Annotated in this window: 30 protein-coding genes and 1 tRNA gene; 20 read left to right on the top strand and 11 right to left on the bottom strand. The window is 35.2% G+C overall.

The genetic code is table 11. The annotated features are described in order from the left end of the window. Nucleotides 1-361: 361 nt before the first annotated feature. The gene (locus tag WBW42_RS01785; protein WP_032056605.1) at nt 362-718 is read right to left on the bottom strand and encodes a four-helix bundle copper-binding protein; all 357 of its coding nucleotides are present in this window, start codon (nt 716-718) and stop codon (nt 362-364) included. A gap of 458 nt (nt 719-1,176) precedes the next feature. Then, nucleotides 1,177-1,506 carry a hypothetical protein gene (locus tag WBW42_RS01790; RefSeq protein ID WP_005070242.1) on the bottom strand — a complete coding sequence of 110 codons (330 nt, stop codon included), beginning with the start codon at nt 1,504-1,506 and terminating at the stop codon, nt 1,177-1,179. Nucleotides 1,507-1,947: 441 nt separating this feature from the next. Between WBW42_RS01790 and WBW42_RS01795 the strand changes: the two genes are divergently transcribed. Beyond that, on the top strand, nt 1,948-2,541 hold the full coding sequence (locus WBW42_RS01795; protein ID WP_005802640.1) for a LysE family translocator: 594 nt from the start codon (nt 1,948-1,950) through the stop codon (nt 2,539-2,541). A gap of 48 nt (nt 2,542-2,589) precedes the next feature. Then, nucleotides 2,590-2,808 carry a hypothetical protein gene (locus WBW42_RS01800; protein ID WP_016141649.1) on the top strand — a complete coding sequence of 73 codons (219 nt, stop codon included), beginning with the start codon at nt 2,590-2,592 and terminating at the stop codon, nt 2,806-2,808. 253 nt (nt 2,809-3,061) lie between these two features. Here the strand turns inward: WBW42_RS01800 and xseB are convergent, their stop codons facing one another. Further along, nucleotides 3,062-3,256 carry an exodeoxyribonuclease VII small subunit gene (gene xseB / locus WBW42_RS01805; protein WP_032056603.1) on the bottom strand — a complete coding sequence of 65 codons (195 nt, stop codon included), beginning with the start codon at nt 3,254-3,256 and terminating at the stop codon, nt 3,062-3,064. Beyond that, nucleotides 3,246-4,511 carry an exodeoxyribonuclease VII large subunit gene (gene xseA / locus WBW42_RS01810; protein ID WP_032056601.1) on the bottom strand — a complete coding sequence of 422 codons (1,266 nt, stop codon included), beginning with the start codon at nt 4,509-4,511 and terminating at the stop codon, nt 3,246-3,248. Before xseA ends, xseB begins: the two co-directional genes overlap by 11 nt. A 255-nt stretch (nt 4,512-4,766) precedes the next feature. Between xseA and WBW42_RS01815 the strand changes: the two genes are divergently transcribed. Continuing rightward, nucleotides 4,767-4,843 (top strand) — tRNA-Met (locus WBW42_RS01815). Between the two features lie 175 nt (nt 4,844-5,018). Then, a complete protein-coding gene (locus WBW42_RS01820; protein WP_032056600.1) occupies nt 5,019-5,252 on the top strand; it encodes a hypothetical protein in 234 nt (77 codons plus the stop codon). A 151-nt stretch (nt 5,253-5,403) separates the two neighbouring features. Here the strand turns inward: WBW42_RS01820 and WBW42_RS01825 are convergent, their stop codons facing one another. Continuing rightward, entirely contained in the window at nt 5,404-6,075 is a 672-nt protein-coding gene (locus tag WBW42_RS01825) for an XRE family transcriptional regulator (RefSeq protein WP_032056599.1), read from the bottom strand. A gap of 672 nt (nt 6,076-6,747) precedes the next feature. On the opposite strand from WBW42_RS01825, the gene WBW42_RS01830 reads away from it, so the two are divergent. From WBW42_RS01830 to WBW42_RS01840, 3 genes are all read left to right on the top strand, one after another. Beyond that, on the top strand, nt 6,748-7,002 hold the full coding sequence (locus WBW42_RS01830) for a hypothetical protein (protein WP_002119927.1): 255 nt from the start codon (nt 6,748-6,750) through the stop codon (nt 7,000-7,002). 209 nt (nt 7,003-7,211) lie between these two features. Continuing rightward, nucleotides 7,212-7,601 carry a hypothetical protein gene (locus WBW42_RS01835; protein WP_002119864.1) on the top strand — a complete coding sequence of 130 codons (390 nt, stop codon included), beginning with the start codon at nt 7,212-7,214 and terminating at the stop codon, nt 7,599-7,601. Between the two features lie 30 nt (nt 7,602-7,631). Continuing rightward, the gene (locus tag WBW42_RS01840) at nt 7,632-8,177 is read left to right on the top strand and encodes a glycoside hydrolase family 108 protein (RefSeq protein WP_032056598.1); all 546 of its coding nucleotides are present in this window, start codon (nt 7,632-7,634) and stop codon (nt 8,175-8,177) included. Between the two features lie 96 nt (nt 8,178-8,273). Here WBW42_RS01840 and WBW42_RS01845 read toward each other — a convergent pair whose 3' ends face one another. Continuing rightward, nucleotides 8,274-8,891: a LysE family translocator gene (locus WBW42_RS01845; protein WP_017399418.1), complete on the bottom strand. Its 618-nt coding sequence runs from the start codon at nt 8,889-8,891 to the stop codon at nt 8,274-8,276. 239 nt (nt 8,892-9,130) lie between these two features. On the opposite strand from WBW42_RS01845, the gene WBW42_RS01850 reads away from it, so the two are divergent. The 4 genes from WBW42_RS01850 (at nt 9,131) to WBW42_RS01865 (ending at nt 12,233) form a co-directional block, all read left to right on the top strand. Next, on the top strand, nt 9,131-10,063 hold the full coding sequence (locus tag WBW42_RS01850; RefSeq protein WP_032056596.1) for an LpxL/LpxP family acyltransferase: 933 nt from the start codon (nt 9,131-9,133) through the stop codon (nt 10,061-10,063). 343 nt (nt 10,064-10,406) lie between these two features. After that, nucleotides 10,407-10,622 carry a cold-shock protein gene (locus tag WBW42_RS01855; RefSeq protein WP_005070223.1) on the top strand — a complete coding sequence of 72 codons (216 nt, stop codon included), beginning with the start codon at nt 10,407-10,409 and terminating at the stop codon, nt 10,620-10,622. 222 nt (nt 10,623-10,844) lie between these two features. After that, a complete protein-coding gene (locus tag WBW42_RS01860; RefSeq protein ID WP_002117453.1) occupies nt 10,845-11,069 on the top strand; it encodes a hypothetical protein in 225 nt (74 codons plus the stop codon). 354 nt (nt 11,070-11,423) lie between these two features. After that, a complete protein-coding gene (locus WBW42_RS01865; RefSeq protein ID WP_017403101.1) occupies nt 11,424-12,233 on the top strand; it encodes a pyrroline-5-carboxylate reductase family protein in 810 nt (269 codons plus the stop codon). A 15-nt stretch (nt 12,234-12,248) separates the two neighbouring features. On the opposite strand, the gene WBW42_RS01870 is transcribed toward WBW42_RS01865, so the two are convergent. Then, nucleotides 12,249-12,365, bottom strand: coding sequence for a hypothetical protein (locus WBW42_RS01870; RefSeq protein WP_002117441.1), 117 nt, complete (start codon nt 12,363-12,365; stop codon nt 12,249-12,251). A gap of 178 nt (nt 12,366-12,543) precedes the next feature. Continuing rightward, nucleotides 12,544-13,029 (bottom strand): Lrp/AsnC family transcriptional regulator, encoded by a 486-nt coding sequence (locus tag WBW42_RS01875; protein WP_031944142.1) that lies wholly within the window; start codon nt 13,027-13,029, stop codon nt 12,544-12,546. Between the two features lie 364 nt (nt 13,030-13,393). Here WBW42_RS01875 and WBW42_RS01880 point away from each other — a divergent pair, with 364 nt between their 5' ends. Continuing rightward, entirely contained in the window at nt 13,394-14,161 is a 768-nt protein-coding gene (locus WBW42_RS01880) for a class I SAM-dependent methyltransferase (RefSeq protein ID WP_032056595.1), read from the top strand. Nucleotides 14,162-14,445: 284 nt separating this feature from the next. Next, nucleotides 14,446-14,784, top strand: coding sequence for a hypothetical protein (locus tag WBW42_RS01885; protein ID WP_017481398.1), 339 nt, complete (start codon nt 14,446-14,448; stop codon nt 14,782-14,784). Nucleotides 14,785-15,045: 261 nt separating this feature from the next. Here WBW42_RS01885 and WBW42_RS01890 read toward each other — a convergent pair whose 3' ends face one another. Next, nucleotides 15,046-15,549, bottom strand: a complete 504-nt coding sequence (locus WBW42_RS01890; protein ID WP_032056592.1) for an AAA family ATPase — start codon at nt 15,547-15,549, stop codon at nt 15,046-15,048. 154 nt (nt 15,550-15,703) lie between these two features. Between WBW42_RS01890 and WBW42_RS01895 the strand changes: the two genes are divergently transcribed. The 3 genes from WBW42_RS01895 (at nt 15,704) to WBW42_RS01905 (ending at nt 17,557) form a co-directional block, all read left to right on the top strand. Beyond that, entirely contained in the window at nt 15,704-15,829 is a 126-nt protein-coding gene (locus WBW42_RS01895; RefSeq protein WP_005076872.1) for a YHYH domain-containing protein, read from the top strand. 90 nt (nt 15,830-15,919) lie between these two features. Beyond that, the gene (locus tag WBW42_RS01900; protein ID WP_032056591.1) at nt 15,920-16,342 is read left to right on the top strand and encodes a hypothetical protein; all 423 of its coding nucleotides are present in this window, start codon (nt 15,920-15,922) and stop codon (nt 16,340-16,342) included. A 654-nt stretch (nt 16,343-16,996) separates the two neighbouring features. After that, nucleotides 16,997-17,557 carry a TetR/AcrR family transcriptional regulator gene (locus tag WBW42_RS01905; RefSeq protein ID WP_032056590.1) on the top strand — a complete coding sequence of 187 codons (561 nt, stop codon included), beginning with the start codon at nt 16,997-16,999 and terminating at the stop codon, nt 17,555-17,557. A 67-nt stretch (nt 17,558-17,624) separates the two neighbouring features. On the opposite strand, the gene WBW42_RS01910 is transcribed toward WBW42_RS01905, so the two are convergent. Next, nucleotides 17,625-18,560 (bottom strand): metal-dependent hydrolase, encoded by a 936-nt coding sequence (locus WBW42_RS01910; protein ID WP_032056588.1) that lies wholly within the window; start codon nt 18,558-18,560, stop codon nt 17,625-17,627. Between the two features lie 300 nt (nt 18,561-18,860). Beyond that, complete coding sequence (locus WBW42_RS01915) at nt 18,861-19,094, bottom strand: DUF2171 domain-containing protein (RefSeq protein WP_014206240.1); 234 nt, start codon at nt 19,092-19,094, stop codon at nt 18,861-18,863. A gap of 249 nt (nt 19,095-19,343) precedes the next feature. On the opposite strand from WBW42_RS01915, the gene WBW42_RS01920 reads away from it, so the two are divergent. Genes WBW42_RS01920 through WBW42_RS01935 form a run of 4 tightly spaced genes read left to right on the top strand, consistent with a single transcriptional unit; the run spans nt 19,344 to nt 22,354 of the window. Then, nucleotides 19,344-20,357, top strand: a complete 1,014-nt coding sequence (locus WBW42_RS01920; RefSeq protein ID WP_045126506.1) for an acyl-CoA dehydrogenase family protein — start codon at nt 19,344-19,346, stop codon at nt 20,355-20,357. Then, nucleotides 20,345-21,139, top strand: coding sequence for a PIG-L deacetylase family protein (locus WBW42_RS01925; RefSeq protein ID WP_045126505.1), 795 nt, complete (start codon nt 20,345-20,347; stop codon nt 21,137-21,139). The genes WBW42_RS01920 and WBW42_RS01925 overlap by 13 nt, the downstream gene beginning before the upstream one ends. Further along, nucleotides 21,114-21,713, top strand: coding sequence for a class I SAM-dependent methyltransferase (locus tag WBW42_RS01930; protein WP_032056583.1), 600 nt, complete (start codon nt 21,114-21,116; stop codon nt 21,711-21,713). Before WBW42_RS01925 ends, WBW42_RS01930 begins: the two co-directional genes overlap by 26 nt. Continuing rightward, nucleotides 21,710-22,354, top strand: a complete 645-nt coding sequence (locus tag WBW42_RS01935) for a glycosyltransferase family 2 protein (protein ID WP_032056581.1) — start codon at nt 21,710-21,712, stop codon at nt 22,352-22,354. Before WBW42_RS01930 ends, WBW42_RS01935 begins: the two co-directional genes overlap by 4 nt.

Genomic DNA, 22,354 nt, shown 5'->3' on the forward strand with positions numbered 1-22,354 from the left:
TAATGCCTGTAAAAAAGATATTTCTTATTTGGAAATATCTTATACTTTTAAACTATTTATGAAAAAGTAATGTAAAAATAATAAAATATTTCAAATATACAGACTTTTCTGTATTGAAATTTGTTTTTATTAAGGGTACATTTGGTTAACGGTTTAAAGTTCAAGTTTAATAATGAACTCATGGTCGTTGTGGGAGATCTAAGAGCCTGCATTTTCCCCAAGATGCGGGTTTTTTTTATGCCTGTAAAAAAGTAAAAATTGTAATCAGCTTAAATAAAAAATATCTAATTTACTGTTATCTAAAATATTTTAATTAGCCTACGATCTAAAGATTGCGTAGGCTTAAAGTTGTGAATACCACTTAGGAACGATATGCCAGACAAGCTTGTGCGCAAGCAAGACATGCTTTAGCACAAACTTGGCAGTGTTCGTGGTCATGTTTACTGCATTCTGCTGCACAAAGTTGACAAGCGTTCGCACAAAGTTGCATGGCTGATTCTGCTAGTTCAGAGTTTCTTAGTTCTAAAGACGTACAAAGTTGGCAGGTTTCTACACATGTCATGCAATGCTTAATACATTCACGCATCATGTGCACATGTTCTTCTTGCAAACATGCAGCTGCACATGTTTTGCAGGCAATCATACATTCAATACATGCTTGAATTGCGGTAGAAGCATTACAAAATAAAGAAGAGTTGGTTTCTAGTTGAGTTTCCATAAAAGTTCTCCTGTCGAAGACTATTATTAAAAAACAGAATATTGTTATCTCTTTTCATTTTATAAAATCATTTCTTTGGTAGGTGAGTTTGAAATGAAAGGTCTACAAACGCTCAATAGGGTTTAACCTCGTATAAGAATGTTACATCTAGCTACTTCAGTTATAAATTTCAAAACTACTTGCCCAGCATTAGATTTAAAATTTGATTCGATATAATACTTTTGGCTAATTTCTTATTGTGTGAAAATTGTGCAAATTATCAGTGTGAACTTTAAGGGCACACGAAATGGAAAACGTTAATCAATTTGCTCACGGAGCTGAGCATGAAGTCCACATACATTGCAAACGATCATTAAGCACTTTAATACTGAGTATGCTCGTATTAATTACAACTGGTCGTTAAAAGAAAAAGCACCTAAGGGTGCTTTTTCTATATGAGTTTAAAGTGAAACCTTTACTTAAGAGTCTATAAAGCCACGCCGTTTTTTGTAGGCTTTACGGTCATAAGAAGGGATGTTTGATTGCTGGAGATCAATCGCAAGTTGTTTCTTGCGTTGAAACTGAACTTCACTTAGAAGAGCAGCATAAATTTTGGGGCGATCAGTTTTAAACTTTTCTACATCCAACGGAATCGTATCTTCGTTCTTAACAATGTACAGCACAGAGCCATTGCCATTCGTTTCATAAACCGTCCAACCTACTCGTACAATGTAGAGTCCGGTTTTCTGATTCTTACCTAAATAAGATTTAAAACCATCTGGATGAGGGCGAACATAAGCATTCATCATGCATCCTCCATCATCTGATTTATTTGATGAAAGCGACAATCAAAGAATTGATGGGGAACGGGACATCATATTCAGTAAAATCACGATTTCTAGTTGTTTATATATTGATCAATTTTCAAATTTCAAGTCAGAAAAAAGCGTTTATTAAATAAGCTAAATAAGGGGTAAATATTAAAAATAACGGCTTATTTTTCTGTGAAAAAAAGCTTGATTTAATTGTTTAGCGAGCATAAAAAATAGCGCTTATTCTATGTTTCTGTGATCGATTTTGCATATTTAAAATTATTGAAATAGTAAGTGAATTTGTAGTCAGGTGGAGTTAATTATTTGTTTTAAAATTAAAAAAATAAAATTCAATATTTCTTGTTACAACCATTATGTCGACAATAGATATTCCTTTTTGACATATTTCGCCTAGCATAACTAAAGAGTTCGTTGCCTATGGTGTCATTTATGTTTATTGGACTTGTGGTCACCATTTTGTTGACTCCAGGCCCAACAAATACATTGTTAGCCTCGGCTGGAATACAAGCAGGGGTGAAGCAGTCTCTTAAACTTATTCCTGCTGAAGTGATGGGTTATCTCATTGCAATTACTTCATGGGGTGTTTTGCTTGAGTCAGTTTCACATTTTATCCCTTGGCTTCCTGCCTTATTAAAGTTAATAAGTGCAACTTTTATTCTCTACCTTGCATTTAAACTTTGGATAACATCAACAAATGATATCAAATTAGACAGCCCACTAATTACGCCTAAGGCTTTATTTGTTGCAACACTTTTAAATCCTAAAGCTTTACTCTTTGCTTCTGCTATTTTTCCACATGCAGCATGGGAAGTGCTTCACGTTTATTTTGTGCATATTGCTATTTTTTTATCATTAATTACACCCATTGCATTTTTATGGATTGCTTTTGGAACCGTATTAATTTCAAACAAAGTAACTTGGTTAAACCAACGTAATTTACAACGTACGGCTGCATTTATTTTAACTTTTTTTGCGATGCCAATCGGCTATTCTGCGATTAGCTCATTTTAAACTTAACCCTTTATTTATATTAAAAAATTTAATTTTCAGGAGATTTTCATGACAAGATTAAAAGTAATTATCAAGGACCAGTTTGATAAAGAATCAATTGCTTTGGCAAAAGTTAGACCAATGAATGATCACGCGCTCGAACTTCATAAAAGTGTTGAACATATTGAAATTAATGACGATATTATTTTACCCAATATGGATTTGCTCTATGAAAACCCTAAAGACGGCAAAATTTATCAGTTAATTGGTCCATTCAGTGAGGAATAACTTTTAAATTAAATTTAACAATAACCATGAGCAGAGTTTGTGTTTCGTATGGTCTTACTAGAAGTCATTTAGTTAAGAGATGGTGAAAATTAAGTCAAACTAACGTATAGACACAATTAAAATATTGAACATCTAAAATGGTTATGGGACTATGCCTGTGTAAAAATGTGACCTAATCCACATTTTTGCATTTCAGGATTAAGTGGATTTCACTAAGCCCATTCCTTCAATGAGAAGTAGGAGTGGGCTTTTTTTATTCTTTAAATGTCTCATCTAAAGCCTGTTGAACGGCTTCAATACGTGATTTACACGCTTTATAAGCCGTAATAGATTCTTCAACAATTTTCATTAAATTATCGATATCCGGGCTTTCTTGAGATTCTAATAATTCGGCATTTTTCCTCAAAATGTCATGACCATCTTTAAACGTTAACTCTTCATTCTTCATTTGGAATTACCTGCGTAATGTTGGCTTCAAGCACACCATCTTGCATCTCAATAGCAATGGCGGGGCTTGAAATTTGATGTATAGAGCGAATCGCTTTTCCTTCTGATCTAACAATTGCATAGCCTTTGGCCTGAACCTGTTTTGGGTTTTGCAAAAGGATTTCTTTCATCAAAGATTCGATTTGGGCTAATGAAAATTTAACTTGTTGCTGTGAGCTAAATTGAATACGTTCTTTCATCTGATCAAGCAAACGATGCGCTGAGCTAAGTTGACTCTGTGCGGATGACTTAATGTGATGAAGCAGTTGATCATTTTTGCTTTGATAGGTTGTGATTTGATGCTGAGAAAGTAGCTTAATCGTTTGTAGGCTATCTACAGCTTCTTGGACGCGTTCAACAATGTGGTTTCGGATGCCAGCAATCACTTTACTTGGTGTATCAAATGAGCGATGGGCAATTTCATCAAGAATAGTACGGTCTTTTTCATGACCAATACCTACCCAAATCGGTACACTGCGTTTGCAAAGTAGGGCGGCAAGTTCATAATCATTTAAATAAGCTAAATCATTCACCGATCCACCACCGCGAATAATCACAATCAAATCAGGTGGAAAGTTAAATGTACTGGCCCATTGTCTTAAACCTGAACCTAAAGATTCAATCAAACTAGTTGCAGCCGTGTTTCCTTGAAAAGTAGCGGTCTGATACACAAAATGGCAAACCCCATTTCGCTCAAGTGCATCTGCATCTTTTTTAAAGTCACCAAGGCCCGCAGCATTTTGAGGAGCAATGACTAAAACATTTTGAATATCAAAAGGAGTGGGAAGAAGTTTATTTTTATGGATTAAACCTTCTTGAGTAAGTCGTTCAATAATTTGCTGATAACGTTTAGCAATTTCACCCAACGTAAAGCTTGAGTCAATCTCTTCGATGTTGACCGAAAATCCATATTGAGGATCAAAACGTGCTCTAATTTTGATGAGTACATTTAAGTCGCTCGAAATCTCAATACCAGTTTCACGTTCAAACTTTAAAACAATTTTACTCGCTGAAAATTTCCAGATCGTGGCTTTACAGCTGGCAATGACTTTATCAGTCTCTGCATCTTTTTCTGCAAGTTCTAAATAGTAATGGCCGCCCTTAATATTTAAATTTCGAATTTCTGCTTTTACCCAAACTGGCTCATCAAAAGCCACACGTATGACTTCCTGAACTGTGCCGAGATATTCACTAAGGGAAAACTGAGGTTCAGACATACGAACTAAAAATTAAAGGACCAATCTAGATAGTATAAAAGCCATCCAACCAAGGCAATTGTTGTCTATGAATATCGGGTTCTATTAAAAATAAATACAACAATTTAAAGAATTAAAAATTGAAATTGATAAGTGAATTTAGACTGAATGGTTAAAATGAAAAAATAATAAAAAGAGAATTGTTAATAATTACAACCGATTAAAAAATAAAGTTTGCTTTATAAAATATATGAGCGTATAAAGCTTACTTCCAATTGCGGGGTGGAGCAGTCTGGTAGCTCGTCGGGCTCATAACCCGAAGGTCGTTGGTTCAAATCCGACTCCCGCATCCAAAAATATTATGCTCTGTGATGTACCACTTTTCATAATACGAAAATTATGAAAAGCAATTAGCTTATAAATAACCCTATATAAAGCTAAATATTAAATTCTAGACGAACTGTCCATACCCTAAATCTAGCGTTCTAATTACATACCGTAAAATCACATGAGCTCAGTGATGAGTGAATGATTGTGAATATAGTAAATGAGTGGCACATTGCCACAGCCGTAAATGGCAACGAAATTAATGTGAGGATTGTTCCTCACGTGCGTAAACAAAACTCTCTCGTTGGATATCGTTGGGTCGAAGTTGGTAAAAAAATTCAACTTCAATCTGGTGAAGAAATTGAGTTAAACCAAGATGGTAAAAGCTTCTATACCGGGTTTAATCAACTTTATCGTTTAAATACATATTGTTGATAAAACCATGGTAATAAAGCGAGAGAACCTATCTCTTTTAAAGGAGATAGGTTTTTTTATGTCTACAGGTTATATAAATAATTAAAGTTATAAAAAGGCTGAAATGATTAAAACGCTCGTATTATTATTTTAATTATATTTAATAACTAAATTAACCTGCTCGCCAAAACTGGCGGCCCATAACCTTAAAGTTTTTACCGTTCTCTTCTGTTACACGTCGGTCTCTAAATTTTTCATTTAAGCTATGCAAAATTAAAGAGCCATCTGCCTCTTTAAAAATCTGTTTAATCATTCCTTCGCCAGCAAAGTAAACCGCATAAATCTCGCCATCAATGACTTCTGTTTGAGAGATATCAATACCCACCAAATCTCCGTCTTTAATGTAGTCGGTCATGCTATCGCCTTTAGCTTTAATAATACGCATGCATTCTTGAGCAACGCGTTTTTCTTTAAAGAATGAAGCAGGGAATGGAATTTTTCCATTAATAGCATCAAAGTGAAATTCAATAGATTCACCTGTCCCGCAAGAAAAGTTAGCTTCTACAACTTCAATCCAGACATATTGATCGGTAGCTTCTGCACTTACTACAGTCGGGCTAAATACATCACTTTCTCTAAAAGAATCTTCAGTATTCCCTGTCGTTAACCAATAACCATCCACTCCTAAAAATTGAGCAATTAAAGGAAGAAATGCAGATTTTAAATTTTTCCCTGACTCTAAAGCCTGATAGGCAGGTTGCGACATCTTTACAGCTTCTGCCACTTCAGCCTGAGTTTTTTTGGCTTTAATTCTAGAGTCTTTTAAACGGTCTTTAAGAGCCATAATGGTTACACCAGTAAACTTATAACAAATATATAACTTAAGTTATATAGAGTAAAACAACTATAGTTATTGACTAATAATAACTATAGTTATAATATCAGTTATATCTCAAGATGAATAGAGAAAATTTAAATGGTACCTAAGTCACTATTTATCGCTTTATCAAAGCTTTGAGATGGAAGCTAAATTTATTTTGTTTCTACAGGTAGCAGAATAAAAGGGAGATAGCTCAATTATTATTTGCAAACAGGCTATCAAAACAAAAATTGGAATAAAAAAAGCCCGATTCCGTGGATCAGGCTTAATGTTCGTCGATAAAGGGTATCAAGAACATGAAGAATTTAACAAAGATTGTGAGACCTAACAAAAGTTTCCGATATACGGCAAAGCTTTATATGAACTTTTTGGTCAAAAAATTAAGGCGTGTAAAAAGCTTAAATCCACAAAATTTAATACTTTTTTACATTTTTAGAAAAGGAAATATTTGTTTATAAATTAGTGGCTTAATTGCATATAGTTGGGCTCTTTATGATTGTTGTACCAGATGAAACGTTTTGAACACACATTTGTAGTCATAGCTTAGCTATATTGCTCAAAGAATGTATCAAAACCTCAAGAATAACAAACGATAAAGACGCCTTACTAACGAGTACATTGAGTTGGAGATAGTGAATGACTACAGCAATGCAGAACAGAGCTAAACAACTTAAAAATGCAAAACGTGGAGGGTATATCCCGACAATTGCCAAAGACGTAAACAAATATAAGGTACAAAAAATAAAAAGGGCACTTGAGGAGGCCAAGCAGATTGTAAATGAGCTTGAAGATGACGCATTCGAATTCGATGATCAAGTCTCTATGCAAAAAGCGATTGGTGCAATCACAGTGATTGAGTTGATTGAACAAGCCTTAAACGGTGCACACTAACAGACTTTAGCATACAAACATTCTTTCTCGGACCCCTGAAATAAATGGGGTCAAGGATAAGTTCGTCTTGCAATTTAGCGCTGCTTTAAAGCGTTAGTGTTTTTTATTGACTGTAATAAAGAAAACGAAGGAATTAATAAACATTGAAAACCACAAGCTGGTCAACGTGATGAGTTTTCAAGTTTTACCCTTTAGCGCAGGACAAAGTCATGGAAACAGTTTCTAGCAGTGGGTTAGCCACATTTTTAAATTTTTATAGTATTGCAATTATGGTGGCTTTGGCAGTCAGCTTAGTTGTCGCAGTTGTATTGATGATGCGTTTTCCTCGTTCTCCACAAGAATGGATTGTTGCTCTCATCTGTACAGTAGTTTCAAGCCTGACAGGCGGCTCATTCATTATTATGAAATGGAACCTGCATGAATGGGTATCCGATATTTGGGGAATGATCACCCTATCTGGATTTTTCTTCATCTGTGGTTTACCGGGCTGGGCTATTGTGAGATGGATATTTAACTTCATCAATAAACAAGAAGGTAAAACGATTGTAGAGGTCATTAAAGACCTAAAAAAAGCAAAAGATGATCTCCAAAATAGCTAAAGACAGCTTTAAATATAAAGGTAGAATAAAATGAATATTGATCAATACTTAGAAAAAGTTATCAGCCGAGAAGGCGGATATGTTAACCATCCATCAGATCATGGCCATGCGACTAAATTTGGCATTACAGAAGCAGTCGCTCGATCGAACGGATATCAAGGCAACATGCAAGACTTGCCCTTAAGTGTCGCCAAATCTATTTATAAGCAAAAATACTGGCTTGAACCACAGTTTGACCAGATTAATGCGATTAGCCCAGCTATTGCAGAAGAGTTACTGGATACAGCTATAAATTGTGGCATCAATTTTACAAAGCCTTTATTACAACGTGCTTTAAATCTGCTGAATAAGCAGGGGAAGGAAGGTTGGTCAAATCTTGTGGTAGATGGCCAGTACGGACCTCTTACTTTGCAAGCACTGGCTACGTACTTAAATAGACGTAATAAAGAGGGTGAAAAAGTACTCGTGCGCATTTTAAATATTATGCAAGGGCAGCATTATATTGAAATTACCGAGAACAACCCTAACTACGAAGATTTCTTTTATGGTTGGATATTAAACAGAGTAACACTCTAAAAATGTATTAGAAAAGAACATGCTTAAAGATCTAATGAGTTAAAAAGCCTAACCATGAGTTAAGGCTTTTTAACAAATAATAGGTCGAGCAATGCTTTATTGTGCGATAAGTAAAATGGCAAGTAGAAAGAAAATAGCACCACTAATTTTATTGAGTATCGTGAAATTATTTCCAGCTAACATTTTCTCTTTAAAAATTGAAGAGAAGTTTGCGTAAACTAAATGAATTAAAAAACCAATAAAACAAAAGGTTAAAGAAAGAATTAAAAATTGATTTAAAATCTCTTTCTTGATATCAATAAATTGAGGGAAGAGTGCGATAAAAAATACGATTGTTTTAGGATTAAGCAAAGATGCGAATAGGCCCTGATAAAACAATTTAGATTTACTTACAGCTTTATCTTTTTGTTGATCGGTCATTAACTCTTGGGTTGCAAGTTTTTTAGTAAAGTTTTTATATCCGAGATACATTAAATAAAATGCACCAATAAATTTTAAAACCGTAAAAATAGTAGGGTTACTAGTAATAATAAGTCCTACACCGCTGGCAGAAATTACAGCAATCACAAACATACCAATAATTAAACCACTTATTCCAAACAAAGCAGTTTTAACACCATAGTTAATTGAATTTGTGACAGTAAATAAAACTCCCGGTCCTGGGCTTAATAGGGTAAGAAATGCTATTGTTATAAATACTAAAAGACCGCTCACGCTGATATATCCTATTTATCAATTGAGGCAAGATTGTGCGGTTACTTTAAATGAGAAAATAATCGTTGTATACAGAAGGTTATGTATATTTAAGTCTTACATAGATTAAATATTTAAAATATAGATTTGTATAAATAAATAGGGCATATAAAACTATAAAAGTGAAAGCAACATAAACACACAACGTTAAAAATTGAGCATGTTAGTATACTAAGTCTATACCTCAAGAAATCTATAGTATGACGAAAAATGAACGGCAGTTTAAATCTGGCGAGTTTCAATTTTCCTTTTTAGCGTTTAAATATTGGGGTATATGGTTTTTAGCTTTTATTCTAATGTTATTTGCGATGTTACCTTGGGCTATTCAATGGCGCCTTGCTGACTTACTATCAAAAATAGCGTGGAAATCTTTAAGTTCTCGAAGAAAAACTACACTACGTAATTTACAAGCATGTTTCCCAGAAAAAACACCTTTGCAAATTGAGGCAAAAGCTAAACAGGTTTTTGTTGATACTTTAACGGGTGTATTTGAAGCTTTAAATGCTTGGTATTGCCCAAATTGGTTTAAAAGTCGTGTTCACATAGATGGTTTAGAAAATTTAACCAATAATCAGGAAAATGGCGTACTTTTATTAGGTACCCACAGTACGCTTTTAGATGCAGGTGGAGCGGCGTGTACTTTATTCTTTAATATGGACGTGGTTTACCGACCTCAAAACAATCCGTTTTTAGATTTTCTGATTCATCGTAGTCGTGCGCGAGTGTATAAAAACCAAATTGCTCGAGACAACATGCGTGGACTCATACAAAACCTTAAACATGGGCATGCGATATGGTATAGCCCAGATCAGGATTTTGGCTTAAAACAAGGCGTAATGGCATCATTTTTCGGTATTCAGGCAGCTACCGTTACAGCGCATCGCAGACTAATGGATATCTCAAAAGCAGCAGCCGTGCCTTTATATTTTTACCGTAGTGGTGATATTCGTAATCCGCAATATCATGTTTTAGTAGAACCTAAATTAGAAAATTTCCCGAGTGGCTGTGAAGTCAGTGACGCTGAAAGGGTAAACAAGATTATTGAAAACCAAATTCGCATTGCCCCTACACAATACATGTGGTTTCATCGACGCTTTAAAACACGTCCTGCTGGTGAACAGAAATTCTATTAATGGCGTCAGTAACTCAAGAATTAAAAGTACTTCTTTCAATTAAAATATAGAATATTAGATTTTTAATTGAAAGGATCTTTAATCAAATCAAGATGAAAGATGTAGAACCAGCAGTATAGAATTTTTCTTGCTTTAATTATTTTGAATATCGATTGCAAATGATTTTGAAGCGTGTATAGTCGAGCATAACTAACAAAATATTCTTGTCATCATAAATTTCTATTTCGCAGTTTTATTTATAAGTCTTCGGTTCATTCAGATATTTAAGTTTTCACGTCTATTTTTTAGTTAAATTGGTTTCCCCAATAATAAGTTATAATATTTTAAAATTTAGGATAAATATATGTCTACTTCTACTGGTACAGTAAAATGGTTCAATGAAACTAAAGGTTTTGGTTTTATTGCGGCTGATGAAGGTAAGGATATTTTCGCTCATTTTACCGATATTCAAACACAAGGTTTTAAGGTTCTCTTAGAAGGCCAACGTGTTGAGTTTACTGTAGTACAGGGTAAAAAAGGCCCACAAGCTTCAAATATTGTGATTCTTCAGAATTCATAATTTCATAGAGCGACTAGAGTTGTTTTAAATATATTATTTAAATAGAATGTGTTTAAGGCTAAAGCGCTTTAGAAGAGTTTAAAAACCCACTCTATCTTGTGGGTTTTTTATAAGTTTTAATTAAACTTATCTTTAAAAATAAAAAGCAGAATAAAAATATTCTCTTAAAAGTGCTTCTAAATTTTTTGTTAAAATATAAGTAATTAGGTGTATGGTACTAAAATGGATATTTGTATTGGCGGTATTTTAGACGGTCAAAAGATAGAAAATCATAATGATGTTTTTAAGATAGAAGAGCACTATTCAGACAATAGCTCTCAGTATGTTAAACAGCATTTCCACTTATTTGGAAAAATTTTTACCTTTTGGGTGTGCGAAGATATTGATTTACAACAGGCAATCAGAAAAGCCGAGAGAATTTTAGCGAATAAGAAAGAAACTCTTTAGTTGTTTGAACTAGAACACTTCCGTGCCTTAATTTGGTTTAAAGATTTTCTTATTAAGTAATAGATATTTTTTATATTAGCTTAATAGAATTCGTTACAGAATTTTTTACAATACTCTTGTATATGTTACACAGCTTAACATTTTTTTTGTGGTATTTACTAACAATAGTAATACATTAGGCTTAATCTAAAGTTGTTTTATTTATTGCGCGAATAAAACAAAACCCACTTTAATAATATATCTTATTAAAGTGGGTTCTTTATTCAGACGGTCATCATTAATTCAATATACATAATTAAATTATAGATAATATTTGTTGTTATAAACCTCTCTTAAGAAAGGAAAACATTTTAAATGTTAAGTGCAGTACAACCTAATATTTGTTTTATTGGCAGTAGTAATCTAGCTTTAGCGTTAATAGGAGGGTTGGTTTTAAAAGGATTTAAAAAAGAAAAAATACACCTCATTGAAGAGAAAAAGATTAATGATACAAATGCTTTAAAGCAAAAAGAAAATGGACTAAAAAAAGCTGAAATTGTTGTTTTGCTACTAGAGCCTAAACAGTTAAAAGAGACACTTATACCGCTAAAAAAATGGTTAGCTAGTAAAATTATAGTTTCTATGATGGCGGGAGTAGATATTGCAAACTTGACTCGTTTTACGGGTTCGAAAAAAATTGTTCGTGTAATTTCAAATCCACCTGTGCTTACGCATACCGGGACGCATGTGCTTATTGCTTCAGAGCAAATGGACCAGCTTGATAAAGACCTAATCGAAATGCTGTACTCTGCAACGGGTCAGACTTTTTGGGCGCCGTCTGAAACGCAGTCAGACGCAATTATTGCTTTGTCTGGTTCGGGACCTGCTTACTTTTTCTATATTTTAGACAGCATGATAAAGACAGGGGTTTCTTTAGGGCTCGATAAACAATTTGCTCTAGATTTAGCACTCCAAGCGGCTAGTGGTGCAGTTGAAATGGTCCGTAAAAGTAATGTCCCGCCAGCGGATCTGTGTGGCAAGGTGACGTTGGCTAACGGGATTACCGAATCAGCACTCAGAATGTTTGAGCTAGGAAATGTATCTGATGATATACGTTTAGCTATGAAGGCCGCATATCATCGTAGTAAAGAAATCACTTCAGAAATTATTACTGAGGTGAGTTAAGTATTCTTTAGCAAACTAGGCCTTTAAAAAGTATTCCCAAATAACGAAGCCTAAGCCAAACCCAATAAACGAGTAGAGAGTAATAATAAAGAATACAAAACTGGCCTTATTTTTTTTCTTCAAAATGTTCATGGCGATGCCTCCAATTCAGATTAATTACATTTTGAAGAAGTGAAGGCTGTAATCATAGATACAGAATTTTTTAAAAAAAATATAACAGAGCTATCATCTGTTATATTTGCTAGGTTTTCCCTTAATAAAGATTTTTAAATCAATAAATTAAAGAATTATCTCTAAGTGTTTAACTCTTCTATTCAATTAACATTAAATCGGCTGTATTAGCAGATTTGAGAGGGCGTAGGGCAAAGGTCGAACGAGTGTGGCGTATTCCTTTAATTGAATAAAGTTTTTTTCTTAAAAATCGCTCGTAATGATCAGCATCTTTGACTGCTACTTTAACCAGATAATCATAGTCACCTGTGACGAGATGCGCTTCCACTACTTCAGGTATATCTGCTAATGCTTCACTGAAATTTTCTAGCATTTCGTCATCATGGCGCTCTAAAGTAATTTCAATAAAAAAGACTTCATGAATGCCAATCGCTTTTTGGTTTACGTTTACCGTATATCCTTCAATAATTTTTAAAGTTTCCAGACGTTTCAGTCGAGTCCAGCACGGAGAAGATGAAAGCCCTACTTCTTCGGCCAGTTGAGCAACGGTTAAACGGCCATTTCCACGTAATGCAGATAAAATTTTCCGATCTATACGATCTAGTGTGTATTCTGTTCTGTTCAAAATATAAACCAAAGAAGAATCTTCTGATAAAAATCAATATACTTCATTTTTATGCTATGAATGTTTAAAAATTTTAAAAAATACAGGAAACATTTTGAGTCAAAGGTACATACACTATTTCTATGCATCGAACCTTTCTGGATAGAGGTTGGGATGGAGCAAAGAGCACTGTTTCAGTAAGGGTGACTAAACAGTGCTCTTTGCGGATTTCTTGTTAATCTTTAAATCTATTTTTATTAACTGGCATGATATGTCAAAACAAATCAAATAATAACTTTTATTTATCAATTGAAGAAAAACTAATCATTATTTTTTATCTAAATTTTCCTTTAATGTAATTCCATTACAAAGGAGGAGCAAGGTTATGATCACCCAGCATGATATAAATCAAAAACAATATCAAAATAAATCTCTCGACTATTTAAATAGCCAAGCTCATTCTGAAGGTATTGAATTTAATAAATTTATTAATGAAATTCAGAAAATTGAAAAGGCTGTAGTCCTTGATTTAGGCTGTGGTGGTGGGCATGTTTCCTACAATGTTGCTCCGCATGCGGACCTTGTTTTTGCTTACGATTTATCTCATGAAATGTTAGACACCGTGTCTAAGGCTGCCAGCCAACGCAAATTAAAAAATATCTTTGTGCAGCAGGGCATTGCTGAAGATATGCCTTTTAGTGATCAGCAGTTTGATGTAGTCATTAGCCGATATTCTGCGCATCACTGGCAACATGTTCCGACTGCCATGAAAGAAGTAAACCGTGTGCTTAAGCCAGATGGTATTGTTATTTTTGTAGACATTATTAGTTCTAGCTCGCCCATATTAGATACTTTTTTACAGACCATCGAAACGATTCGAGACCCAAGCCATGTACGAAACTATAGTGTGAAAGAGTGGGTCTATTTTATTGAAGATGCAGGCTTTGATTTGGTGGGTTTAGATAAACAAACGCTTGCGTTAGACTTTGATAGTTGGGTAAAGCGAATGAAAACGCCTGAAGATCAAATCAAAACTTTACGTTATTTGCAGGAAGGTTCATCTGACCTTGTGAAGAAATATTTTAAAATTCAAAATGACGGTAGCTTTGAAAGCCATGTGGGCTATTTTGTCTTTAAGAAATTAGGATTTTAAAGCGCTGAAATGAGTAAGGGGTTTAGTAGATTAGAAATGGATTAAATATCACTAAAACTCTTTTTCCGAATAACTCGAATAATATTAAAGATGGTTATAAAACAAATTTAATATCATTCACTTGATAAAAATTAATCACCCAATTTTATTAAGGTGATTAAGTATTCAAAAGAGAGGAGGGTTATCCCATTTTCTTTATTATTAATAGACACTTATAAATAATTATTATTTAATACGCCCGCAATATTATCACTAATACTTTTAATAACTTTGTCGGGGAAATAATGCGTAATATTTTAGTAACGATTTTCACTTTATTCTTAGCAACATCAATTTATGCTGCTCAAGAGTCTAGAAATCTTCTAGAGCAAACTCAGTGTGAGAAAGCAGTGGAACTACATGGTTTTTTAAGCCGTGCTCAGCTCGATTGTAATTATCACTATTACTCAGAAGAGTTAAAGGATGCTGCCGCAAAATGTACTAAACATGACCTTGGTGAAAAATACGGTAGAGAGGTTATGAAATTTGGTATGAAGGAATTTGAGGAACGCAAGAAAGAGGATACACAGGGCCACTTTTGTCATAAGGTTTTAAAAGAGTTCCCAAAATATATTAAACAATAAAAAATAAGGTTTTAAAAACCTCTTCTAGCAAGCCGATAAAATGGATTTAATTATTCATTTTATCGGTGTATCCCCACATATAATTCCCTAATTAAACTAGATAATTAAATTTAAGAATCCACCCAATATCCGATTGACACTTGAAATCTCTCTTATTATTCTCTGCGGCGGAACGGAGGCGGGACGCTTAGTGCGTGCCAGTTCCTAGATGACTGGTCTGTCAACCCACCTCCGTTCTTTCATCATGATTTCATAAATGAATTAATTGTTTTTAAAAATAGTCTGAATAGTATTTATAGCTTTTGAAAAGTTATTAAAAGGAATAGTCTTTTTAGAGAGTTGAGCATTACTACTCAGAAATTTTTCTAAACGTTTATCAAAACTATGTGAAAACCAAATCAGCTCTAATGTATTTTTTAGAGTTTCTTTGGGTTTCTTGCGTGTAACTATAGACTTTAAATAACGTTGTAAAAGCCTTATTGTTCTTAAATAAAAAGGAACTTCCATTTTTAAAATTAAAGAGCATTCAAGAAGTAATGGAAGTAAGCGTTTATCGTAAGCTCCTTCTACAATCCAGCTATCCTGTAAGGCGATTTCTTGAGTACCACTTGAGATTGCTTCTTCAGAATTCTTTATAAACTCAGTTCCACTTATATTCCAGTAGATCTCATCAAACTCATAAGTTGATATCTTTAATTCATCAGCTAATTTCTTAGTGATAGTTGTTTTACCAGCGCCAGAAGGGCCTACAATACAAATTTTCATGGTTTATCTTTTTAAAGGGATATTTCAATAAAATAGTTATAAATAGAAACTAGACTAAAGTTTATAAGTCACTCATCTGTTTTATCAAAGCTTAATAATTTTATTTTGTACAATAAAAACTCAATTATAATTCCGACTTGAAGGAAATAAACTCATGAAAAAACTTTTATTCATTTGTCTAATCGGTTTAGCAGTTACACAGGTTAATGCTCATTCTGGGGGTACAAACTCTAAAGGATGTCATACGAATAGCAAAACTGGTGACCATCATTGTCATTAAATAAGGGTATGAAAGAGTAAGCTGATTTCTGGTTTACTCTTTTTAATATCTTTAGTTTTATATTTTTTATGAATAATAAGAGGAAAAAGAATGGAAATGATATTGGGAGTATTTGGCTTATTGGTTTTATTTTTAATATTAAGTAAAAAACATAAGAAGAAAAATCTCACTAGTGAAAGATCAATAATCTATTTGGTTGATATTGTTGGGGAGCAATCCTATCAAGCAAATTTAAGAAAGATTGCTGGGCCTAAACAAGAAAAGTCAAAATATGTAGAAGTAATGGCTAGAGTTGTTTCTGAACCTTTTAATGCTTATGACAAGAACGCAGTTAAAATTGAAATTAACGGTTTAACAGTTGGCTATTTAAGTAGAAATGATGCCAAACTATTAGCTGGAAAAGTGATAAATAAGACTGTGCCAGCTTTAATTAATGGTGGTTGGCTTGATAACGATAGTGAAGGTAGCTATGGCGTAAAACTCGGTATTCAAAGTCTTAATGAATTAATATAACGAATTGCATTTTTAAGTTTTACTTAAATTTTAAAATCTAAAAAAATAAAAGCATTCTCTAAGGTATTAATAAATCTTTTTACTCATGTTTTTAAAGCTTTATTTGTAGCCAATATCACATTGACACCTAAAACCCCTCCGATTATCCTTTGCCTGCTGGCCACATTGCCAGTCGGTTTTAGCAGGCCGTATTTACCCAACGCACACGAAAAAGTCTCTCTTTTTTGTGGGCATCCCTACGTGTCTCCCTCTGCGGCGGAACGGGAGGGGGACATCTTCGGATGTGCTGATTTTTGGGTAAATCAGTCTGCTAACCCCTTTTCGTTTCGCCACCATAATCATTTAGCAGTGATGTGGCGAAACTTCTTTATTACCCAAAGGAGTCCGCTATGCGTACTATTTCTTCTTTATTGGCTTTTGCCAAAGTCTCTCTATTCATACCACTCGAGCAATCTATAAAGCGGTTCAATCGACTCTAGGTTTTCTACAACCTTAGCTCGTTACGACTAAAAAATCATAGCAACAATAAAACCTGAGATAGCTTAGGCACATTTTTGTGCTGCTTTTGCATGCCTGTTTTTAGCACTCATTTTAAGAGTGACGGCATTTCTATCTCTTTTAGATACAACAAAAAATTATTTAAACGGTATTCCTATGCCAAATTTAGAATCTTCATTTAGAGCACTCAGAGTGCTTCACACCGCAAAAGACTTATTTAATCAATATGGGTTTCATAAGGTCGGGGTCGACCAAATTATTGCAGAGGCCAAAGTTGCCAAGGCTACTTTTTACAACGACTTTCACTCAAAAGAACGGCTAATCGAGAGGTGTATCACTTTCCAAAAAGACACGCTAAAAGACAAAGTGTTTTCAATTCTCTATTCTTACAATGAACTCATGGTGCTGGATAAACTTAAGCAAATTTACTTTTTACATGCGAGTTTAGAAGGGCCATATCATTTACCCTTTAAGGCATTGTTTGAAATTAAAAGAGTCTATCCCAAGGCCTATGGCGTTACGATTGAGTACCGAACTTGGCTCATCAATGAAATTTATAAACTACTTTTAACTGTCAAAACTACCGCCTCAGTCGAAGACGCTTACATGTTTTTATGTATGATTGACGGGGCGATGTTCCGACTTTTTGAAAAAAACAGCATTGATGAAAGCGCGCTAGTTCGATTGTTTCTTTTTAATCTGTGTCGGTCTATATAACTCTTAAAGGAAAGAAAGCCTCTCAAAAAGAGGCTTTACTTTGTATTGAAATAAGCGCTTAGCTTGATTACACAGGTTTTGCGGCCTGCGCCATTCCTTCAAAATATTGAACCGCAGGCGAGCGAGCCATATAAGCTAAAGCTTGCTCGGTGTCTCCCTCATGAATTGGGTTAAATTTTGGAGAAACCCATCTTAAGGTCGCTTTCCACAAATATTTAATAGTCGGTAAGTTGTCTGAGCGAGTCGCGGTTTTTTCAAATTCACGAATAATTTTGAAGTAGCCACGGCGCATCAATTTTTGAATATCTTCGTGCTCTAAATCTTGCTTACCTAAACTACGGGCAAAGTCAGCAAGGAAATAAATAAACAGTGGGAAAACAGCAGCCATAATCACTTGGCGTGACACATAAAACCCAAACTTGTTTGTTAAAAGGTGCTCAAATAAATCGTAAGCAACACATCGATGTTCCACTTCTTCAGCCAAATGCCAACGGAACAAATCTGCCATAGCAGGGTCAGCTTGGTCCCAAGATTTACTGTCCAGTGTCCACTGACCAATGGTTCCCGTAAAGTGCTCGATTGCAGCAATCACGCCTACTCGGAAAAGTAACCAATATTCATCAAGCTTTTCGCCTTTTAAAAAGGGCATGCCTAGAGGTTTGTCACCCAACAAAATATTAAAAACAAAATGGGCACGGTTGAGTGTTTCTTGAATGTCGTAACCATTTTCACGTAAGAAGTCCTGTGCTTTTTCATGGGCACGTGCATGAGCAGCTTCTTGACGGACAAATCCAATCACTTCTTGTTTTAATGTTTCATCGGTAATTAAGGGCAGGGTTTTATTAAAGACACGGCAAAACCAAAATTCACCAGCCGGCAAGAGCATGTTGATGCCATTGGCGACATGCGAGCATAGAGGATCATTCGGCATCCAACAGACCGATGATTCGGTAAAATCGAAATGGACCTTTCTTGCTTTAAGCTGATGATTCCCTGTGATCATATACGTCACCCTATTCATAATTGTTCATTTAATGCGAATGGACAATTTTTAGCATTAAGTAAAATCGATCACCATGTGCTTAAGGGACAAAATGAGCCTCAAAAAGGTTTATAGAGATAAAAGCAGCTCTCTTAAAGATTGGATATATTTAACACAACACGAGGGTAAGCTTTTTTATTTTAAATATGAGGAGAATAAAAAAAGCTCCTTAATAAAAAGGAGCTTTGGTTTTTATAATTTAAATTTTTAATTATAAATTTATTTTATTTTAATCTAGCTAAAACTAGCTAGCTTAGAAGTTTAGATCGCTTGCCACTGATCTTTAACTTCTTCTGAGTTTTTATTCAAAATAACTTGGTCTTCTTTTACCTCCCCAATCCATCCAGTAGGAATGAGGTGATGTTGACCACTTTCGTCTCGGGTGAGTTTTAACTGGTTTTCACCTTCAAGATGATCGACAGTACCTACTTTAGTACCACAAGAAGCAATAACATCTGCGTGTTTTTTAATATCATTAATATTTAAAGTGTTCATTTTAGACCTCTTCTTTGGAAATAGAAAAACGGTAAGAACTAAACTACTTTAAATAATCGATTAAATGTTGAGTTTTTAATAAACCTTACATGATCGGATTATAAGTTCACTTAATCGTGATATTTGAGTAACAATGAAATAATTAGATATAAAACTAATAATATTTTTCTTTTTATTACAATTTACATGTTTATCTATACAGAAATCTTTAGTTATGGTTGGGTTAAGTCTTATAAATAATTATTTGCAATGAATATTAAAATACCTATAAACATGACGATACTGAGCAGTTTGAGTGAATTTGAAGCTGCCTTAGCTGAAGATAAAAGTAAGCTTCGTATAAATTTACTTTTTCAGCTTGTAAATTTAACTCAAAATTTGCCTCATCCAGCTTCGGGTCAAACCTATCAACGTTGGCAACTTTTCGCGCAGATTGCTGGAGTCGACTTAAGTCTAGCCAAGCTTTTTGAGTCTCATTGTGATGCTTTAAGCATTTTAAATGAATTGGGTTATCAGCAAGAAATAGATGACCAGACTTGGGCAGTTTGGGCAGCAGACGGTGGACCAGCACCATTGCAAATAAAAGATAATCTTTGTAATGGCATAAAACCTTGGTGCTCTGGCGCTGAGTTTATTCAAAAAGCCCTAATGAGTTATAAAGATCAACAAGGGCAGGCGCAGCTTTGTATTGTCGACTTAAGTCATCCATCCATTACAACCGACTTAAGCCACTGGCACGCTGTGGGCATGCATGTGACACAGACTGCGCAAGTAACTTTTAAAAATACACCTGTTAAATTGATTGGTCAGCCAAATAGTTATTTAAAACGCCCAGGTTTTTGGCATGGTGCAGCAGGTGTAGCGGCCTGTTGGTATGGTGCCGCCGTGCGTCTAGCTAACTTTTTGCAAGAAAGCTGTCAGGCAAATCCGAATCCTTATAAAAAATTGTATTTAGGTGAGGTCGCTCAGCAACTAGAAATCACTAAGCAGTATTTTCAATATGTGGCCAAGCTGATTGACCAGAAACCAACGCTAAGTCATGAGCGGGAAATTCGAATATTGCGTGCCCAAACAGAACAATGCTGCCTGAGCATTATTGAGCGAGTAGGGAAAGCTTTAGGCGCACGTCCTTTTTGTGAAGATGCAACATTTGCTCAGCTCATGGCTGATCTGCCTGTGTTTATTAGGCAAAGTCATGCTGCTTTTGACTATGAACAAATTGCGGAACTCTGTGTATCGGAGCAAAGCCTATGGGAACTTTAAAACATCCTTTGGTTGAAGACCGCGTTATTTTTGGTGAGGGTACGGCCAAAGAGCAATGGTTAAGGGCATTTAAAGAACAACCGTTAGCAGCTTTAGATCTTGAGCTATTTCGCTCAAAAAGAGTAGTAATTGTTGCGCCACATCCAGATGATGAAGTGCTTGGCTGTGGCGGATTAATGCAGCAGCTGATTGCACTGAACTGCAAGATTTTGGTGTTAGCGGTAAGTAACGGCACTCAAAGTCATCCTAACTCTACAAAATATTCTCCAGATCAGCTCAATATTCTTCGCCCGCAAGAAAGCTTGGCAGCCTTAAATTGTCTAGGCATAGCAAAGTTCACCGAGCATATAGAGCTTAATTTGTTAGATGGCCAGATTCATTTGCAAACCGAACAACTGTGGCAGAGTTTAGGCAAGTTAGTTCAAGCCGACGATATTCTAATTTGTAGTTATGAATTTGATGGTCACCCAGACCATGAAGCAGTAGGTAAAACCGTACAAGCCTATGCAACCTCAAAGCAACTCTTATGTTTACACGTATTAATTTGGGCTTGGCATTGGGCAGAGCCTTTAGACCCACGCATTGATTGGCACCGAGCAAAAGCATTTTCCTTAACACCCGAACAGCTAGCTAAAAAACATCAAGCAATTTTGCAGTTTAAAACCCAACTTGAAGCAGATGAAACTACGGGTAATGCCGCCGTTCTCTCTCCAAATGCGATTAAACGTCTTTTAATGCCTTATGAGGTTTATTTGAGTGATTCATTCTCGCGTGTACTTTGAAGATTTATATCGTCATAACTGTGACCCATGGGGCTATGACTTTCATTGGTATGAAGCTCGTAAAAGACAAATTTGTCTCGCGCTGCTGACAAAACCCCGCTACCCAAAAGTGTTAGAAGTGGGTTGTTCAAATGGACATTTAAGTTTTCATTTGGCGCAAAGAGCTGAGGAGTTAGTGTGTATAGATGTCTCTGAGTGTGCTGTTCGTTTAGCTTCCGAGCGGCTACAAGAGTTCGAGCATGTTGTGATTGAAAACAGAAAAATACCCGAAGACTACTCAATTCAAAAGTTTGATCTGATTTTAATTAGTGAGATGGCCTATTACTTATCCAAGGATGAATTACATCAGTTTATTGAAAAATTAAAGCATAGTTTAAATGATGACGGTGAGATTCTGTGTTGTCACTGGCGTCATGAAATTCAAGATTTTGAGTTAGACGCTGAGCAAGTCCATCAAGCATTTCAGCAACATTTCCCATTTCATCACTACCTCAGTTTAAACGATCCAGATTTTATGATTGATCTGTGGACGGCGAACACCTCCTCTTTAGCGCAGCAGGAAAAACTAAGATGAAAATAGGTATCGTTATTCCAGCGCATAACGAAGAGCACTATCTATCGGCCTGCCTGCAATCTATTCAGGTCGCCATAGATAACATCGGCGGTTATGAGGTAGAAGTGCTTGTTGTACTTGATAGCTGTACAGATCAGTCGCGGTTGATTGTACAAAGCCATCACATTAACTGGATTGAATGCAACTATGCATGTGTCGGCAAGGCGAGGGATTTGGGAATCCGTCATCTAATCGGGTGTGGTGTAACTTGGATTGCCTGTACCGATGCAGACACCGTAGTGAGTCCTGATTGGCTGCGCTATCAAATCCAGCACCAACCAACAGATGCAATTTGCGGTACTGTAACGCTAGACGATTTTAGTCATCTCTCTATAACGAAACAGCAAAAATATTTAGCGCACTATAAAGATCAGATGGACCACGCGCATATTCACGGGGCAAATTTAAGTTTTAGTGCAGAGGTCTATCTGTTGGTTGGTGGCTTTGAGCCTATTTCATGTCATGAGGACGTGTCTTTAATCAAAAAATTGATCAAGCATTGTTGTAATATTACTTGGAGTAATCTGGTACGAGTAACCACAAGTAGTCGTTTAAATGGACGCGCACCTCAAGGTTTATCGTACTTTTTAAATAATCTCTAA

The sequence above is a fragment of the Acinetobacter sp. LT1 genome, assembly GCF_059800965.1.